We start from the raw sequence: 16,448 nt of genomic DNA, 5'->3' as shown, positions 1-16,448 counted from the left end.
TGCCCGCGACCACGATCCGGCATACTCTCGGCATCGAGATGGTGTGAACATTTGAAATGCGGGGAGTACTTCCGGATGGCAGCCGGTGAGCGGGCACGGTGCTCCTTCTGCGGGCGCGGGCAGCACCAGGTGGGACGGCTGATCGCCGGCCCGTCCGGGGTGCACATCTGCGACGAGTGCGTGGGCGAGTGCACGGCGCTGATCGCCGAGCCCGCTGCGCGGGGGACGGCGGAACTGCCGCGCCCCCAGGAGATCCGCGCGTACCTCGACCGGTACGTGGTCGGCCAGCCCGCCGCCAAGCGCGCGCTGTCGGTGGCGGTCTACAACCACTACAAGCGGATCGAGCGCGGGGCGGCGGCGGCCGGGCGGCACGCCAAGGACAACCAGGCCGAGCCGGTCGAACTCGGGAAGTCGAACGTGCTGCTGCTCGGGCCGACCGGCTGCGGCAAGACGCACCTGGCCAGGACCCTGGCGAAACTGCTGGACGTGCCGTTCGCGATCGCCGACGCCACCGCGCTCACCGAAGCCGGGTACGTGGGCGAGGACGTGGAGACCATCCTGCTCAAGCTGATCCAGGCCGCCGACCACGACCTGGCCCGCGCCGAGACCGGCATCATCTACCTCGACGAGGTGGACAAGCTCGCGCGCAAGTCAGAGCACCCGTCGCTCACCAGGGACGTGTCCGGGGAGGGTGTGCAGCAGGCGCTGCTGAAGATCCTCGAGGGCAGCGTGGTTTCGGTGCCGCCGCAGGGCGGGCGCAAGCACCCGCACCAGGAGTCGCTGCAGTTCGACACCACGAACGTGCTGTTCATCGCCGCGGGCGCGTTCGACGGCCTGGAGCGGACGGGCGAGCGGCGTGGCTTCGGCTTCGGCGCGGACCTGCGCACCGGCGGGCTGCCGCCGGTGCAACCCCAGGACCTGGTGCGGTACGGGCTGATCCCGGAGTTCGTCGGCAGGCTGCCGGTGCTTTCGGCGGTGCGGCCGCTCGACCGCGCGACGCTGGTGCGCATCCTCACCGAACCCCGTGACGCGCTGATCAAGCAGTACCGCAAGCTGCTCGCGCTCGACGGCGTCGATCTCCGGTTCACCGGCGAGGCGGTCGAGGCGATCGCCGAGCAGGCACTCCTGCGCGGCACCGGCGCGCGGGCCACTCGGGCCGTGCTCGAAGAGGTGCTGCTGCCGGTGATGTACGAGGTGCCGAGCCGCGACGACGTGACTGAGGTGGTCATCGGCCGTGAGACCGTGCTGGACCGCGTCCGCCCGGTGGTGGTGCCGAGGGCGAGCTGGTCGGCGTGACTCACTGGCGCACGCGGTCGCGTTCCCAGCGCAGGAACACCCCGGAGGCCGCGGAAATGCTGGTGAGCAGCCAGACCAGCACACCGGCGTCGTCGGTGACCCCGAGTACCGGCAGCAGCTCGGGCACCAGGTCGATCGGCGAGACCAGGTACACCAGCGCCACTGCCCACAGCGCGATCCGGCTCTTCGGCAGCCCGGTGTAGCCCTCGCGGCGGGCACGCAGCAGCCGGGGCAGCGCGCGGGCGCGTTCGAGCACGTTCCCGGCGGGCTCGGGCTCACCGGCGGCTATCCGGCGCCGCCGCTTCGCCGCGCGCCAGGCCAGCCCGCCCGCGAACACCACCGCGCCGAGCACGGCCAGCCCGATGCCGAACCCGGTCGCCGGGAGGCCGAGCACGTCGGCGTCCCGGAAGAGCAGGGTCGACACGCCCAGTACGACAAGCAGAACACCGAGTAAGGCCACGTTTCGAGTCTAGGCGCGGCGGGCGATGGTCGTCGCCTTGACGTAGGCCGAGGAGGCCGGCAGGTAGGCCAGGATCAGGAAGGCGATCATGCCGACGATGACCACCGTCGCGTGCGCGTAGCCGAGCGGCTGGAGGCTCGCCGGGATGCTCATCGTGTAGGCGTCGTGGAAGTAACTGTCCACTCGGGACAGCAGCAGTGCGCCGCCCGCGGCGCCGAGCAGGCCGAACAGCAGCCACAGCACGGCGAAGACGGCCAGCGTGGTCCGCGCCCCCGAACTGCCCTTGCGCAGTTGCAGGCCGAGCACGATCCACAGCACGGACAGCAACGCGAAAACCGCCAGCACGGCGGCAAAACTGCCCAGCACGTACGGCGAGACCGCCTCCGCGGACTCCCGCTTGGCCTGGGTGAACGCGGTGCCGTCGTCACGGGTGGCGGTGCCGTCGGCGACACCGCCGATCCAGCTCATCATGCTGACGCAGGCGGCCACGGTCAGGCCGATCACCACCACCGGCACTCCGATGGCGAGCAGGGAGGCGGCGGTCAGCGAGGCGGGCCGCGCGGGTGCGTGCGGGGAGGCGTGGAGCGAGGTCACCCGGGCACCCTAGGAATCGGCGCCCTGCCTCGTCCGCCGGACCTAACTGGCGTTACCTGATCGAGATCAGCGGGCCGCGGTGGCGCCCGGCCAGCACGTCGCCGTGGCACTGCAGGGGCGCGCACCAGCAGCCGAGCGCCCGCCCGCGCAGTTCACCGAGGCCCAGCCGCCGCAGCAGGTGCGGTTGCTGGTCCAGCCACTCCTCGTACAGGCGCACCGCCAGCGCGCGATCGGTCCTGGCCTCGGCCACGAACGGGCTGGCGAAGTCCGACTCCGGCCACGAGTGCCTGGTCCCGGCGTGGCCGATGTAGGTGAGCAGGCCGGCCTCGGCCAGCCACGGCACCAGCCGCCGGTGTGGCCCGTTCTTCCGGACGTTGACCACGGTGGCCTGCCCGCCGAGCACCAACTCGGCGCGTTCCTGCTCGTCCTCGGTCCACCGGGACGCCTGCTCCGGCAGTCCGCTGCACGTCATGGCCCCACCCTAGGTGCGGCTCGGGGCCAGGCAACTCGATCAAGGCGATCCGGGGCCGGTTTCCCGGGTGGTGAGCAGCCAGAACTCGCGCATCACCGCCGGGACGGCCGGGCCGTCCGAGGCCAGCTGGGTGAGCAGGACGGTGACCGTGCCCGCCGACGGCACCAGGTGCGCCGTGGTGCCGGTCCCGCCGACCCAGCCGTACCGGCCCGGCACGATCCACGGATCGACCGGGTCGACGTCCACCGCGCCGCCGAACCCCCAGCTCTGGCCCTCCAGGAACAGTTCACTGCCTTCGCGCTGGGCCCGGGTGAGCTGGTCGGTGGTCAGCCGCCGTACCGAGTCCGCGGACAGCACGTGCTCACCACCGGCCAGCAGCATCCTCGCGAACCGGTGCCAGTCGCGGGCGGTGGAGACCAGGCCACCGGCACCGGACGGGAACGCGGGCGGGGTGCTCCACTGGCCTTGGGGGCCGTCGGCTGGTTCGAAGCCGCCGGGGCCGGGGCGGTAGTAGGTGGTGAGCCGGTGGCGGTCGCGTTCCGGCACGGAGAACCCGGTGTCGATCATGCCCAGCGGCTCGAACACCCGCTCGGCGAGGAACTCCGGCAGTGACTGGCCACTCGCCCTGGCGATCAGCACGCCCTGGAGGTCGGAGCAGGTGTTGTACAGCCACGCGCCGCCCGGCTGGTGGACCAGCGGGACGCGGGCCAGCGCGGCAAGCCACTCGTCCGGCGGCGGCACGTGCTGGGGTTCGCGGCCGTCGCGCTGCACGCTGAAGAGGGCCTGTACGGCGGGGAGGGAGAAGTCCGAGGAAAAGCCGTAGCCCGCGGTCGAGGTGAGCAGGTGCGCCACGGTGATCGGCCGGACCGCGGGCACCACGTCGTCGACCGGCCCGCCGGGAGTCCGCACCACCATCGGCGATCCGAGTTCCGGCAACCACTTGGCGACGGGGTCGTCGAAGGTCAGCACCCCGGCCTCGACCAGCACCAGCACCGCGGCGGCGACGATCGGCTTGCTGATCGAGGCGAGCCGGAAGATCGAGTCGGCGGCCATCGGCGTGGCGGTCTCGATGTCGGCGTACCCGGCCGTGCGGATCTTGACCTCGTCACCGCGTGCCACCAGCGCCACCGCGCCGGGGACCGATCCGGTGGTGACGTGGGTGTCCAGCAGTTGCTGCAACTCGTCCATACCCGGACAGACCAGCGACGAGCGTGAAACTCACCGGCCAGCGAGTCCGCTGGCCGGTTCTCCTCATCGCTCAGGCCGGGTTGAGCAGGCCGGTGGGTACGTCCACGAAGCCGGTCGGCAGTGCGCGCGGTCCCCAGTGGCCCGGATAAGAGGGATGCCCAGGGTAGCCGGGAAAGCCCGGCGTCCCGGGGTAACCGCGATACGGCTGGTGGTGCCGCCGCAGCAGGCGGTCGCCGACGACGGTGCCGAGGTAGTCGCCGGTGGTGGTGACCGCGTCGGCGTCGCCCCACGGGAACCAGCCGATCCATTCCGCGCGCGAATTGAACAGGAACCGGTCGCTCTCCCGGCGGCGGAAGGCGATCCACAGTCCGGACGAGTCGTAGTAGTGGATCGCCATGCCGCCTCCCGGGGGTCATCAGGGACTCGCCACGGGCTCCGGCTTCGTTACCGGCGCCGCGCGCAGCACGCGGCGCAGGGCGAACGTGCCCAGTATGCCCAGCACCGACACCACGATGAGGAAGATCAGCCCGGTCAGCGCGGAACCGGTGGCGTCCACGACCGCCGCGATGCCCATCGGGCCGAAGCCGCCGCCGAGATTGCCGATGCCGTTGATCGCGCCGATCCCGGCCGCCGCGGCCGCACCGGAGAGGAACCTCGGCACGATGCCCCACATCACCGGCTGCGCCGCGTACCCGCCGACCGAGGCCACGCAGATGCCCAGCATCTGCAGCCACGGGCTGCCGGAGAACGCCGCCACCAGGAACCCGCCCGCGCTCAGCCCGAGCATCAGCGCCAGCCAGCCGAACGGCGTGCCACGCGTTTTCGCCAGCTTCGGCACCACCACCAGCCCGGCCATCACGCACAGGTACGGGATCGCCGAAAGCAGCCCGACCGAGAACCCGGACAGCTCACCGAAGCCGTCGACGATCGTGGGCAGCCAGAACGCCAGGCCGTAGGTGGCCAGCGGGAAGCAGAGGAAGAACACGGCCAGCGAGACCACGCGGCGGTCCTTGAGCACCGCCCACGGATTGTGCGGCTGCGAGCCGACCTCCGCCGCTTCCTCGTCGAGCCGCGCTCGCACCCAGCCGCGTTCGGCGGGCGTGAGCCAGCGCGCGGTGTCCGGTTCGCGCGGCAGCAGCCAGAGCACCACCGGCGCGGCCAGCACCGCGGGCACGCCGGTGGCGAGGAAGATCCACTGCCAGCCGTCGAGCCCCCACACGCCGTGCAGGTCGTTGAGCCCGCCCATGAGCGGATTGCCGATGATGAACGAGACCGGGCCGGCCAGCATGAACAGCCCGATCGCGGTGCCGCGGTGCGCCGACGGGAACCAGCGGGTCAGGTAGTAGAGCACGCCGGGGAAGAAGCCCGCTTCGGCCGCGCCGAGCAGGAAGCGGGCCAGGTAGAACTGCCAGGTTTCGCTGACCAGCGCGGTCGCCACGGTGACCAGGCCCCAGGTGAGCATGATCCTGGCCAGCCAGCGGTGCGCGCCGAACCGGTGCAGCGCGAGATTGCTCGGCACCTCCAGCAGCGCGTACGCCACGAAGAAGAACACCTGGCCGAGGGTGAACACGGTGGCCGAGAGGCCGAGTTCGGCCTGCAACGTCAGCTTCGCGAAGCCGACGTTGGACCGGTCGATGTAGGCGATCACGTAGAGCAGGCCCAGCAGGGGCAGCAGGCGCAGGGTGATCTTGCGGATCGCGCCGCGGGGGATGTCGGCTTCCAAAGGTACGACCCCATCGTCGTGGTGTTCGAGATTTCGAACAACGTGCGGTATGTGAGCGAACCCTAGAAGTGGACTGCGCCGGATGTCAACGGCCCGTTGTGCGGCCGGCCGGACCTCGGTTGACAGCGGGCGACGGCGGCCAGCTGAATGTTAGCGCTCACATGTCAGGTATCTGCCGGATCTCTGCGAGAGGACAGCGATGTCCAGACGATCACTGCGGCTCGGGCTCTCCCTGGCCGCGCTCACCGCGCTGACGGTCGTGCCCGTGCCGGTGGCCGCGCAGGCCGAACCCGCCTACCGGCTCGAGATCGATCCGGCGGCGGCCGGACCCGACCTGCCACGCAGCATGTACGGCGTGTTCTTCGAGGACATCAACCACGCCGCCGACGGCGGGCTGTACGCCGAGCTGGTGCGGAACCGGTCCTTCGAATTCGACCGCGCGGACCACGCCTCGTTCACCGGGCTGACCGCGTGGACCCCGGCCACCACGGGCGGCACCGCCACCGTGGCCGACGACGAGGGCAGGCTCAACGAGCGCAACCGCCGCTACCTCCGGCTGGAGGTGACCGGCGATTCGTTCGCCGTGACCAACACCGGGTACAACGCGGGAATCGCGGTCGAACGCGGGAAGCGGTACGACTTCTCCGTGTGGGCCCGCGGCGACGCGCCGCTCACCGCAAGTCTGACCGACGCCGATGGCACGGCGTTGGCGCGGCCGGTGCTGGTCACGTCGCGGGCGGGGGAGTGGGCCAAGTTCACCGGCAGCTTCACCGCACGCGAGTCCAGCGCGACCGGGCGGCTCACGGTGAGCGCGGGCGCGTCGGTCAGCCTGGACATGGTCTCGCTCTTTCCCCGGACACCTACAAGAACCGGCCCAACGGCCTGCGGCCCGACCTCGCGGAGAAGATCGCGGCGCTGAAGCCGGGCTTCGTGCGCTTCCCCGGCGGCTGCCTGGTCAACACCGGCAGCCACGAGGGCTACGAAGCACCGGGCTGGGAGCGCCGCCGCTCGTACCAGTGGAAGGACACCATCGGCCCGGTCGAGGAACGCGCCACCAATGCGAACTTCTGGGGCTACAACCAGTCCTACGGGCTCGGGTACTACGAGTACTTCCAGTTCGCCGAGGACATCGGCGCGATGCCGCTGCCGGTGGTGCCCGCGCTGGTCACCGGGTGCGGGCAGAACCAGGCCACCGACGACCCGGAACTGCTGCGGCGGCACATCCAGGACACTTTGGACCTGATCGAGTTCGCCAACGGCCCGGCCGACTCGCCGTGGGGCGCGCGGCGCGCGGAAATGGGGCACCCGGAACCGTTCGGGCTGACGCATCTCGGCGTGGGCAACGAGGAGAACCTGCCGGACGAGTTCTTCGCGCGGTTCACCGAATTCCGCAAGGCGATCAACGAGAAGTACCCGGAGATCACCGTGATCAGCAACTCCGGCCCCGACGACGCGGGCGCCACCTTCGACCGCGCCTGGGAGCTGAACCGGGCGGCCAAGGTGGACATGGTGGACGAGCACTACTACAACAGTCCACAGTGGTTCCTGGAGAACAACAACCGGTACGACACCTACGATCGCAACGGGCCCAAGGTGTTCCTCGGTGAATACGCCTCGCAGGACAACCGCTTCGCCAACTCGCTGGCCGAGGCCGCGTTCATGACCGGGCTGGAGCGCAACGCCGACGTGGTGCGGCTGGCTTCGTACGCGCCCCTGCTCGCCGACCGGGACAACACCCAGTGGCGCCCGGATCTGATCTGGTTCACCAACGCGGCGTCGTGGGGCTCCACCAGTTACGAGACGCAGAAGCTGTTCATGACCAACGTCGGTGACCGCGTGGTGCCGAGCACGGCCACGCCGACGCCGATCGTGAACGGCCCGATCACCGGCGCGGTGGGCCTTTCGACGTGGGCGACCAGCGCGCGCTACGACGACGTCACGGTGACCGCGGCCGACGGCACCCCGTTGTTCGCCGACGACTTCTCCGCGGGCGCCGGGAAGTGGACGAACATCAGCGGGCGCGGGAACTGGACGGTGGACGGCGGCGCGTACGTCCAGTCCGATGTGGCCGCCGAGAACACCATGGTCACCGCCGGGGACCCGAGCTGGCGGAACTACGACCTGTCGGTGAAGGCGACCAAGCAGGCCGGGGCGGAGGGCTTCCTGGTCGGCTTCGGCGTGCGCGGCAGCGGTGACTACTACTGGTGGAACCTGGGCGGCTGGGCGAACACGCGCTCGGCCGTGGAGAAGGCCACCGGCGGGGCGAAGCAGACCCTGGTGGAGAACGGCACGCGGATCGAGCAGGGCCGGACCTACGACCTCCGGATCGAGGTGCGCGACCGCCACGTCACCCTGTACCTGGACGGCGTCGAATGGGGCGAGTTCACGGACGACAAGGTGGCCGAGCCGTTCCGCCAGGTGGTGACCAGGGATCTCGCCACCGGTGAGCTGATCGTGAAGGTGGTCAACGCGCAGGCGTCGGCCGCCCCGACCCGGATCGACCTGGGCGGCACGCGGGTCGCGCCGCGGGGGCGGGTCACCACACTGGCGGGCGCGCCGGACGCGGTGAACACCGAAACCGCCACGCCCATCCGGCCGGTCGAGTCCACTGTGGACGGGCTGTCGTCGTCGTTCGACCACACCTTCCCGCCGCATTCGATCACCTTCCTGCGCCTGCGCCCCCTCCCGTAGGCGTCCGTGCAATGAATGTGGCTTTCATAGCGCCAGACGCTATGAAAGCCACATTCATTGCGTTCGGAGGACCTAGCGGAGGGTGCGGACGACCCGGTGGTGTTCCGCCGGGTTCAGCGGCAGCACGGTGCCGTGCCGCGGCGACGACGGCAGGTCGTAGGCCGGCGGCACCGTCCACCGCCCCGAGGTGAGGTCGGTGGTCTCGAACGGCACGTACCCGCGCCCGCCGAACTCGTCGATGAACAGGTACCACTTGTCCCCGGTGTTCGCCTTGAACACCGTCGGGCCCTCCCCGCGGCTGATGGCGCCCTTCCCGATGCAGTCGGCGACGAAGTCCCACGACGGCGCCAGCAGGTCCGCCGAGCTCTCCTGCAGCACGAACTTGCTGCACGGCGTGGACGACGACGGGTTCCGCTCGTCCTTGGTGAGCCGGTGGTACACCCCGTCCGCCTCGATCACCGTCGAGTCGATGACCGAATAGCCCGGATCGTTCCACACGCGTGCCTCGCTGAAGTGCACGAAGTCCGTGGTGGTCGCGTACATCATCCGGTTGTAGCTGTCCCCGAGGTGCTGCGGGTCGTTCTCCGCGTACAGCTTCGACGCCCAGAACACCACGTACGAACCGGTCGCCGCGTTCCAGTACGCCTCGGGCGCCCAGGTGTTCCCGGCGGTCGGCGGCGAGACCCGCACCGAGCGCTGCGCTGACCAGTGCACCAGGTCGGCCGATTCCCAGACCATGATCGACCGGCTGCCGGTGCGCTGCACCTGGTCCCAGTTCCCGTTGCCGTGCATCCGCAGATCGGTGGCCAGCAGGTAGAACCGGCGCCCGTCGGCCGAGCGCAGCAGGAACGGGTCGCGGACACCCCGGTCGCCCAGGGTGGAGGTGAGCACCGGCTGGCCGCCGTTGAGCTCGTCCCAGGCCAGCGGGTCGTCCCCGCGGCTGGCGGCGAAGTAGATCTGCTCGCCGTCCGGCGTGCCCTCGCCGGTGAAGTAGGCGAACAAATACCCGGAATTCGGTGTGGCGGCACCGGCTTCCGGGACGCTGAAAAGTCCTAACAGGACAGTTATGGTGAGCAGGAGGCGGGTCGGCATCTTCGGCGATCCTTTCGGCGGTGGTGCGCGGTGATGGATCCGAGACTTGACGCGCTTTAGTGTTATCGCTAACACTTGCCCGTGTCGAGGTAGGGTTCTCCCTGGCGGAACGTCCGGGGACCGGAGGAGGCAGCGTGGCCAAGCGGACCGAAGTGCGGGAGGCCGCGCCCGCGGTGCGGCTGCCCGCGCTCACCGACGTGGCCTCGCTGGCCGGCGTGTCGCACATGACCGTCTCCCGCGTGATCAACGAGACCGGCCCGGTCCGCGCGGAAACCAGGGAGAAGGTGCTGGCCGCCATCGAGGAACTGGGCTACCGGCCCAATTCCACCGCCCGCGCGCTGGCCACCGGCCGCACGCGCAACCTCGGCGTGGTCGCGCTGGACTCCACCCTGTTCGGCCCGGCCAGCACCCTGTTCGGGGTGGAGCTGGCGGCCCGTGAAGCCGGGTACGGCATCTCCATCGCCAGCGTCAGCGATCCGCGGCGGGATTCCATCGCGGCCGCCGTGGACAGCCTGCGGCGCCAGGCCGTCGAGGGCGTGGTGGTGATCGCGCCGCACGTGGTGGCCAAGCCCGCCCTGCGCGCGGTCCCCGCCGGCGTGCCGCTGGTCGCGGTGGCCGACACCGACCGGGCCTCGATCCCGGTGGTGTCGGTGGACCAGCGTGACGGCGCCCGGCAGGTCACCGAGCACCTGCTCGGCCTCGGTCACCGCACGGTCTGGCACGTCGCCGGCCCGTCGGACTGGCTGGAGGCGCGGGCGCGTGAGCAGGCCTGGCGGCGCACGCTCAAGCGGCACGACGCGGAACCGCCGCCAGTGCTGCGTGGTGACTGGAGCCCGCGCTCCGGTTACGAAGCGGGTAAGCGGCTGCTCGGCGAGCGCGGGGTCACCGCGGTTTTTGTCGCCAACGACCAGATGGCGCTGGGACTGCTGCGCGCGTTCGCCGAGGCGGGCCGCTCGGTGCCCGGTGACGTGCACGTGGCCGGGTTCGACGACGTGCCGGAAGCCGCCTTCTTCAACCCGCCGCTGACCACCGTGCGGCAGGACTTCATCGAGGTGGGCAGGCGCACCTTCGGCCTGCTGCAGGAACGGATCGAAGGGGCGGCCGCGCCGGTTCGCTCCCTGGTGCCCGCGGAGCTGGTCGTCCGCGAGAGCACGGGCGCGTAACCCACCCGGGGCAGCACGCTGCCCCGTCCGGCCGCGTCCGAATGTTAGCGATAACAGTTTCGGTAGTTTTCTGATCAGTGTGGATCGAGGAGTGAGTGCCGTGAAGCGAAGGACGTGGGCCACGTGGTCGGCGGCGATACTGGGGCTGGGCATGCTGGCGGGCTGCGCGTCCGGCGGCGGGGGCCAGGCCGCCGGTGACGGGCAGCTGACCCTGGGCTTTTCCCAGGTGGGCGCGGAAAGCGGCTGGCGGACCGCGAACACCCAGTCGATCCAGGAGGCCGCCGCCGCGGCCGGGGTGGACCTGAAGTTCTCCGACGCCCAGCAGAAGCAGGAGAACCAGATCAAGGCGATCCGCTCGTTCATCCAGCAGCGGGTGGACGTGATCGCCTTCTCGCCGGTGGTCGAATCGGGCTGGGACACCGTGCTCAAGGAGGCCAAGACGGCCAACATCCCGGTCATCCTCACCGACCGCGCGGTGGATTCGGCCGACACCACGCTGTACAAGACCTTCCTGGGCTCGGACTTCGTGGCCGAGGGCCGCAAGTCGGGGGACTGGCTGGTCAAGGAGTTCGGCGCGGCCACCGGCCCGGTGCGCATCGTGGAACTGCAGGGCACCACCGGTTCCGCGCCGGCCAACGACCGCAAGGCCGGCTTCGCCGAGGTGATCGGCAAGGACCCGAAGTTCCAGGTGGTCGCCTCCCAGACCGGTGAGTTCACCCGGTCCAAGGGCAAGGAGGTGATGGAGGCCTTCCTCAAGTCGCAGGGCAAGATCGACGTGCTCTACGCGCACAACGACGACATGGCGCTCGGCGCGATCGAGGCCATCGAGGGCGCCGGGCTCAAGCCGGGCACCGACATCAAGATCGTCTCGGTGGACGGGGTGCGGGACGCGCTGCAGGCGCTGGCCGACGGCAAGATCAACTTCGTGGTCGAGTGCAACCCGCTGCTCGGCACCCAGCTGATGGACCTGGCCAAGAAGGTGGCCGCGGGCGAGCCGGTGCCGCCGCGGGTGGAGACCGAGGAGACGGTCTTCGACCAGCAGGCCGCCAAGGCCGCGCTGCCGCAGCGGAAGTACTGAGCGCTCACGAGCCCTCCCGGCGCCGGCCGCCGTCCGGCGCCGGGAGCTCCACTCCCGAGACGAGGGCACGCATGACAAGTCCGCCGATCCTGACCATGACCGGCATCCGCAAGCAGTTCCCCGGGGTCGTCGCGCTCGACGACGTCGGCTTCCGCCTGTTCCCCGGCGAGGTGCACGCGCTGATGGGCGAGAACGGGGCGGGCAAGTCCACCCTGATCAAGGTGCTCACCGGGGTCTACGACATCGACGCCGGCGCGATCGAGCTGGGCGGCGAGCCGGTGGCCTTCACCGGGCCCGCGCAGGCCCAGCGCCACGGCATCAGCACGGTGTACCAGGAGGTCAACCTCTGCCCGAACCTGTCGGTGGCGGAGAACATCTTCCTCGGCCGTGAACCGCGGCGGTTCGGCCGCATCCAGTGGGGCCCGCTGCGCCGGCGCGCGGCGGAACTGGTGCGGCGGCTGGACCTCGACCTGGACGTGACCAGCGAACTGGGCGGGCATTCGCTCGCGGTGCAGCAGCTGGTGGCCATCGCGCGGGCGATGGAGGTCTCCGCGCGGGTGCTGGTGCTCGACGAGCCGACGTCCAGTTTGGACACCGGCGAGGTGGACAAGCTGCTGGGCGTGATCCGCGCGCTGCGCGCCGAGGGCATGGCGATCCTGTTCGTCTCGCACTTCATCGACCAGGTCTTCGCCATCGCCGACCGGATGACCGTGCTGCGCAACGGGAAACTGGTCGGGGAGTACCTGGCGGACGAGATCACCCCGGTGTCGCTGGTGACCAAGATGATCGGCCGCGAGCTGGACACCCTGGAGGAACTCGAGGAGCCGCGGCGCGACTGGGACCCGGCGGAGAAGAAGCCGTTCGCCGAGGCGACCGGGCTGGGCCGCAAGGGCGCGATCGAGCCGTTCTCGCTGACCATTCGCGAGGGTGAGGTGGTCGGGCTGGCCGGGCTGCTCGGCTCGGGCCGCACCGAACTCGCGCGGCTGTTCTTCGGTGCCGACCACAGCGACTCCGGCGCCCTCGAACTCGACGGAAAGAAGACCGTCCTGCGCACACCACGGGCGGCGATGTCGGCCGGCGTCGCCTTCTGCTCGGAGAACCGCAAGGCCGAGGGCCTGATCGAGGACCTCACCGTGCGGGAGAACATCATTCTCGCGCTGCAGGCCACACGCGGCTGGACCCGCCCGATCTCGCGGCGCCGCCAGGACGAGCTGGCCAAGAAGTACATCTCGGCGCTGGGCATCCGCCCGGCCGATCCGGACCTGCCGGTGGGCACGCTCTCCGGTGGCAACCAGCAGAAGGTGCTGCTGGCGCGCTGGCTGATCACCGAACCGCGGCTGCTCATCCTGGACGAGCCCACGCGCGGCATCGACGTCGGCGCGAAGGCGGAGATCCAGAAGCTGGTCGCCGAACTCGCCGACGGCGGCATGGCCGTGCTGTTCGTTTCGGCCGAACTGGAGGAGGTGCTGCGGTTGAGCCACCAGGTGGCGGTGCTGCGCGACCACCGGGTGGTCGACCGCCTGCCCAACACCGGCCTGACCCCGGAGGCCATCATGCGCACGATCGCCGAAGGAGCGCCGTCATGAGCAGGTACCGGCTGTTCTGGCCCGCGGCCGCGCTGGTCGCGCTGCTGCTGGTGAACCTCGTGCTCTCGCCGTCGTTCTTCAGCATCCAGGTCCGCGACGGGCACCTCTACGGCACGCTGATCGACATCCTGCGCTTCGGCGCGCCGCTGATCCTGGTCGCGCTGGGCATGACGCTGGTGGTGGCCACCGGCGGCATCGACCTCTCGGTGGGCTCGGTGGTCGCCATCGGCGCCGCGATCGCCTGCGCGCAGATCAGCGCGCTGCCCGACCAGAACTCCGTCGGCGGGGTGTTCGGCGCCTTCGGCATCGCGCTCGCGCTGTGCCTGGTTCTGGGGTTGTGCAACGGTTTCCTGGTGTCGGTGATCGGGATCCAGCCGATCATCGCCACGCTCATCCTGATGGTGGCCGGGCGCGGGCTGGCCCAGCTGGTCACCGGCGGGCAGATCATCACCGTGGACTCCGATCCGTTCCGGGTGCTCGGCGGCGGGTACTGGTTCGGCCTGCCCGCGCCGATCCTGGTCGCGCTCGGCGTGGTGGCCGCGACCGCGCTGGTGGTCCGGCGGTCCGCGCTCGGGCTGCTGGTCGAGTCGGTCGGCGGCAATCCCGAGGCGAGCAGGCTGGCCGGGGTGCGGGCCCGCGGCCTGCTGACCCTGGTCTACGTGTTCTGCGGGCTGTGCGCGGGACTGGCCGGGCTGATGGTCAGCTCGAACGTCTCCAGCGCGGACGGCAACAACGCCGGGCTGTGGATCGAGCTGGACGCGATCCTGGCCGTGGTCATCGGCGGCACGCTGCTCTCGGGCGGGCGGTTTTCGCTCGGCGGCACCGTGCTCGGCGCGCTGCTCATCCAGACGCTGTCCACCACCGTCTACACCGTCGGCGTGCCACCGGAATCGACGCTGCTGGTCAAGGCGCTCGTGGTGACGGTGGTCTGCCTGGTCCAGTCCCCGGCGTTCCGGGCCCGGCTGCGGCGGCGGCGAAAGCCACCGGCGCCCGCACCCGCCGAACCCGCCGCGAAGGTGGAGGTGCCCGCATGAGCACGGTGACCGCCACCCCGGTGCGCGGCGGCTGGCGGCAGGCGCGGTACCTGCCGATCGCCGCGTCGCTGGCCCTGCTGATCATCGCCTACGGCTTCGGCGCGACCCGCTACCCGGCCTTCGGGGACGGGCAGGTGGTGCTGAACATCCTGATCGACAACGCCTTCCTGCTGGTGGTCGCCGCCGGGATGACCTTCGTCATCCTGACCGGCGGCATCGACCTGTCCGTCGGCTCGGTGGTCGCACTGTCCACTGTGCTCTGTGCCGAGCTGCTGGCCGCTGGCCTGCCCGCGCCGGTGGTGATGGTCGCGGTGCTGGCGGCGGGCGCGGTGCTCGGCCTCGGCATGGGCTCGATCATCCACTACTTCGAGATCCAGCCGTTCATCGTGACGCTGGCGGGCATGTTCCTGGCGCGCGGCATCAGCTACACGCTGAGCACGGAGTCGGTTTCGCTGGAGGATCCGCTGTTTGTCACGATCGCGCAGACGCCGGTCGAACTGCCCGGCGGACTGCGGGTCTCGGTCAGCGTGCTGATCGCGGTCGCCGTGCTGCTGGTGGCCGGGTACGTGCTGCACTACACGCGGCTCGGCCGCACGGTGTACGCGATCGGCGGCAGCAACCGGTCGGCGCTGCTGATGGGGTTGCCGGTGGCACGGACCCGCGTCGGCGTGTACACGATCAGCGGCTTCTGCTCGGCGCTCGGCGGCATCCTGCTCACCTTCTACACGCTGTCGGGCAATTCCTCGCACGCGGTGGGCATGGAACTGGACGCGATCGCGGCCGTGGTCATCGGCGGCACCATTCTCACCGGCGGGTCCGGGTACCTGGCCGGCACCGTGCTGGGGGTGCTGGTGCTGGGGGTGATCCAGACGCTGATCACCTTCGAGGGCACGCTGAGCTCATGGTGGACGAAGATCGTGATCGGCGCGCTGCTGCTGGTGTTCATCCTGCTGCAGCGGCTCATCGTGGGTCGTGCCCGGTGAACCGGTCGGTGTGGATCGACCGGCCGGGTGAGCTGGCCGTGCGGGACGGCGAGCCACCCGTGCCGGGCGCCGGGGAGGCGCTGGTCCGGGTCGCGTGGTCCGGGATCTGCGGGTCCGACCGCGAGATCATGCAGGGCACGCGGCCCGCCGAGTACGTGCGCTACCCGGTGGTGCCGGGGCACGAATGGTCGGGACGCGTCGCCGCGGTCGGCGACGGCGTGGGCGCGGACCTGGTCGGCGCGCCGGTGGTCGGTGAGGGCATCCGGTCGTGCCAAGTGTGCTCGGCGTGCCGTCGCGGGGACACGAACCTCTGCGACGGGCCGTACGAGGAAACCGGGTTCACCCAGCCGGGTGCGTGGTCGGACCACCTGGTGGTGCCCGCGCGCCTGCTGCACCGGCTGCCGGAGACCGCGGACCTGCGCGCGGCGGCGGGCCTCGAACCGGCCGCGTGCGTGGCGGCGGCGTGCCTGAAGCTGGCCGTGCAGCCGGGGGAGCGGTGTGCGGTGGTCGGCGCGGGCATGCTCGGGCTGCTGGCGGTGCAGCTGCTGCGGGCGGCGGGGGCCGGGGAAATCGTGGTGGTGCACACGCGCCTCGACCGCTCGGCGCTGGCGACGCAGTGCGGTGCCGATTCGCTGGTGCTGCCGTCCCAGCTGGACTCGCTGGCCGGTGCCTTCGACGCGGTGCTGGAGGCGGCGGGCGCGCCGGGCACGGCGTTCAGCGCGGTGCGGCTGGCGCGGCGCGGGGGCCGGGTGGCGCTGACCGGCATTCCCGGCGCGGACGACCAGCCGCTGGACCCGGTTTCCCTGGTGCTGAACGAAATCACCGTGCACACGGTGTTCGGCGCGCCACCGCGGGCGTGGACGCACGCTGTGCGTGCCTTCGCTTCGGGAGCGCTCGACCCGGGCCTGCTGGTGACCCACGAGGTGGCGCTGGAGGACGCGCACGAAGCCTTCCGGATCCTGGCCGAAGAACGCCACAAGGCGGTGAAGGTGCTGCTCGCACCCTAGCGGCTACGAGCGCCGTGGCCTGTTCGAAATTTCGGACGCGGGCGGGTACAGTCCAGGCACCAGGTCTTCGGGTGTTCGGAG

16 protein-coding genes are annotated in these 16,448 nt (G+C 70.8%); 9 read left to right on the top strand and 7 right to left on the bottom strand.

What is annotated here, in order from left to right; translation table 11 throughout:
* Positions 1–75 precede the first annotated feature (75 nt).
* A complete protein-coding gene (gene clpX, locus A4R43_RS10540) occupies positions 76–1,296 on the top strand; it encodes an ATP-dependent Clp protease ATP-binding subunit ClpX (protein ID WP_113692162.1) in 1,221 nt (406 codons plus the stop codon).
* A gap of 1 nt (position 1,297) precedes the next feature.
* On the opposite strand, the gene A4R43_RS10535 is transcribed toward clpX, so the two are convergent.
* The 6 genes from A4R43_RS10535 to A4R43_RS10510 all read right to left on the bottom strand — a co-directional run bounded on the left by A4R43_RS10535 (position 1,298) and on the right by A4R43_RS10510 (position 5,733).
* The gene (locus A4R43_RS10535; protein WP_236808894.1) at positions 1,298–1,720 is read right to left on the bottom strand and encodes a YkvA family protein; all 423 of its coding nucleotides are present in this window, start codon (positions 1,718–1,720) and stop codon (positions 1,298–1,300) included.
* Between the two features lie 45 nt (positions 1,721–1,765).
* Complete coding sequence (locus A4R43_RS10530; RefSeq protein WP_113692160.1) at positions 1,766–2,350, bottom strand: hypothetical protein; 585 nt, start codon at positions 2,348–2,350, stop codon at positions 1,766–1,768.
* A gap of 52 nt (positions 2,351–2,402) precedes the next feature.
* On the bottom strand, positions 2,403–2,822 hold the full coding sequence (locus tag A4R43_RS10525; RefSeq protein ID WP_113692159.1) for a DUF4326 domain-containing protein: 420 nt from the start codon (positions 2,820–2,822) through the stop codon (positions 2,403–2,405).
* A 39-nt stretch (positions 2,823–2,861) separates the two neighbouring features.
* Complete coding sequence (locus tag A4R43_RS10520) at positions 2,862–4,010, bottom strand: serine hydrolase domain-containing protein (protein WP_113692158.1); 1,149 nt, start codon at positions 4,008–4,010, stop codon at positions 2,862–2,864.
* Positions 4,011–4,080: 70 nt separating this feature from the next.
* Entirely contained in the window at positions 4,081–4,407 is a 327-nt protein-coding gene (locus A4R43_RS10515; protein WP_113692157.1) for a hypothetical protein, read from the bottom strand.
* An 18-nt stretch (positions 4,408–4,425) separates the two neighbouring features.
* Entirely contained in the window at positions 4,426–5,733 is a 1,308-nt protein-coding gene (locus A4R43_RS10510; protein WP_236808892.1) for an MFS transporter, read from the bottom strand.
* A 199-nt stretch (positions 5,734–5,932) separates the two neighbouring features.
* On the opposite strand from A4R43_RS10510, the gene A4R43_RS43910 reads away from it, so the two are divergent.
* Both A4R43_RS43910 and A4R43_RS10505 read left to right on the top strand, forming a co-directional pair.
* Positions 5,933–6,652, top strand: coding sequence for a carbohydrate binding domain-containing protein (locus A4R43_RS43910; protein WP_236808891.1), 720 nt, complete (start codon positions 5,933–5,935; stop codon positions 6,650–6,652).
* 11 nt (positions 6,653–6,663) lie between these two features.
* On the top strand, positions 6,664–8,424 hold the full coding sequence (locus tag A4R43_RS10505; protein ID WP_236808890.1) for an alpha-L-arabinofuranosidase C-terminal domain-containing protein: 1,761 nt from the start codon (positions 6,664–6,666) through the stop codon (positions 8,422–8,424).
* Positions 8,425–8,496: 72 nt separating this feature from the next.
* Here the strand turns inward: A4R43_RS10505 and A4R43_RS10500 are convergent, their stop codons facing one another.
* The gene (locus A4R43_RS10500) at positions 8,497–9,516 is read right to left on the bottom strand and encodes a glycoside hydrolase family 43 protein (RefSeq protein WP_113692156.1); all 1,020 of its coding nucleotides are present in this window, start codon (positions 9,514–9,516) and stop codon (positions 8,497–8,499) included.
* Between the two features lie 101 nt (positions 9,517–9,617).
* Here A4R43_RS10500 and A4R43_RS10495 point away from each other — a divergent pair, with 101 nt between their 5' ends.
* From A4R43_RS10495 to A4R43_RS10470, 6 genes are all read left to right on the top strand, one after another.
* The gene (locus A4R43_RS10495; protein WP_418190842.1) at positions 9,618–10,679 is read left to right on the top strand and encodes a LacI family DNA-binding transcriptional regulator; all 1,062 of its coding nucleotides are present in this window, start codon (positions 9,618–9,620) and stop codon (positions 10,677–10,679) included.
* Positions 10,680–10,830: 151 nt separating this feature from the next.
* Positions 10,831–11,757: an ABC transporter substrate-binding protein gene (locus A4R43_RS10490; protein WP_205215462.1), complete on the top strand. Its 927-nt coding sequence runs from the start codon at positions 10,831–10,833 to the stop codon at positions 11,755–11,757.
* Positions 11,758–11,828: 71 nt separating this feature from the next.
* On the top strand, positions 11,829–13,343 hold the full coding sequence (locus A4R43_RS10485; protein WP_113692154.1) for a sugar ABC transporter ATP-binding protein: 1,515 nt from the start codon (positions 11,829–11,831) through the stop codon (positions 13,341–13,343).
* Positions 13,340–14,377, top strand: a complete 1,038-nt coding sequence (locus A4R43_RS10480; protein ID WP_113692153.1) for an ABC transporter permease — start codon at positions 13,340–13,342, stop codon at positions 14,375–14,377. Before A4R43_RS10485 ends, A4R43_RS10480 begins: the two co-directional genes overlap by 4 nt.
* Positions 14,374–15,360 (top strand): galactofuranose ABC transporter, permease protein YjfF, encoded by a 987-nt coding sequence (gene yjfF / locus A4R43_RS10475; protein ID WP_113692152.1) that lies wholly within the window; start codon positions 14,374–14,376, stop codon positions 15,358–15,360. The genes A4R43_RS10480 and yjfF overlap by 4 nt, the downstream gene beginning before the upstream one ends.
* Positions 15,357–16,367, top strand: coding sequence for a zinc-dependent alcohol dehydrogenase (locus tag A4R43_RS10470; protein ID WP_236808889.1), 1,011 nt, complete (start codon positions 15,357–15,359; stop codon positions 16,365–16,367). The genes yjfF and A4R43_RS10470 overlap by 4 nt, the downstream gene beginning before the upstream one ends.
* Positions 16,368–16,448: the final 81 nt, after the last annotated feature.

Origin of the sequence: Amycolatopsis albispora (assembly GCF_003312875.1) — a bacterium.
Lineage (GTDB): Bacteria > Actinomycetota > Actinomycetes > Mycobacteriales > Pseudonocardiaceae > Amycolatopsis > Amycolatopsis albispora.
This window is presented reverse-complemented; position numbering and strand designations above follow the sequence as displayed.

Excerpts from the sequence above, each read along its gene's own strand:
- yjfF (WP_113692152.1), top strand. The coding sequence starts at position 14,374 with ATGAGCACGGTGACCGCCACCCCGGTGCGCGGCGGCTGGCGGCAGGCG.
- A4R43_RS10480 (WP_113692153.1), top strand. The coding sequence starts at position 13,340 with ATGAGCAGGTACCGGCTGTTCTGGCCCGCGGCCGCGCTGGTCGCGCTG.
- A4R43_RS43910 (WP_236808891.1), top strand. The coding sequence starts at position 5,933 with ATGTCCAGACGATCACTGCGGCTCGGGCTCTCCCTGGCCGCGCTCACC.
- A4R43_RS10500 (WP_113692156.1), bottom strand. The coding sequence starts at position 9,516 with ATGCCGACCCGCCTCCTGCTCACCATAACTGTCCTGTTAGGACTTTTC.
- A4R43_RS10490 (WP_205215462.1), top strand. The coding sequence starts at position 10,831 with ATGCTGGCGGGCTGCGCGTCCGGCGGCGGGGGCCAGGCCGCCGGTGAC.
- A4R43_RS10485 (WP_113692154.1), top strand. The coding sequence starts at position 11,829 with ATGACAAGTCCGCCGATCCTGACCATGACCGGCATCCGCAAGCAGTTC.
- clpX (WP_113692162.1), top strand. The coding sequence starts at position 76 with ATGGCAGCCGGTGAGCGGGCACGGTGCTCCTTCTGCGGGCGCGGGCAG.
- A4R43_RS10525 (WP_113692159.1), bottom strand. The coding sequence starts at position 2,822 with ATGACGTGCAGCGGACTGCCGGAGCAGGCGTCCCGGTGGACCGAGGAC.
- A4R43_RS10520 (WP_113692158.1), bottom strand. The coding sequence starts at position 4,010 with ATGGACGAGTTGCAGCAACTGCTGGACACCCACGTCACCACCGGATCG.
- A4R43_RS10515 (WP_113692157.1), bottom strand. The coding sequence starts at position 4,407 with ATGGCGATCCACTACTACGACTCGTCCGGACTGTGGATCGCCTTCCGC.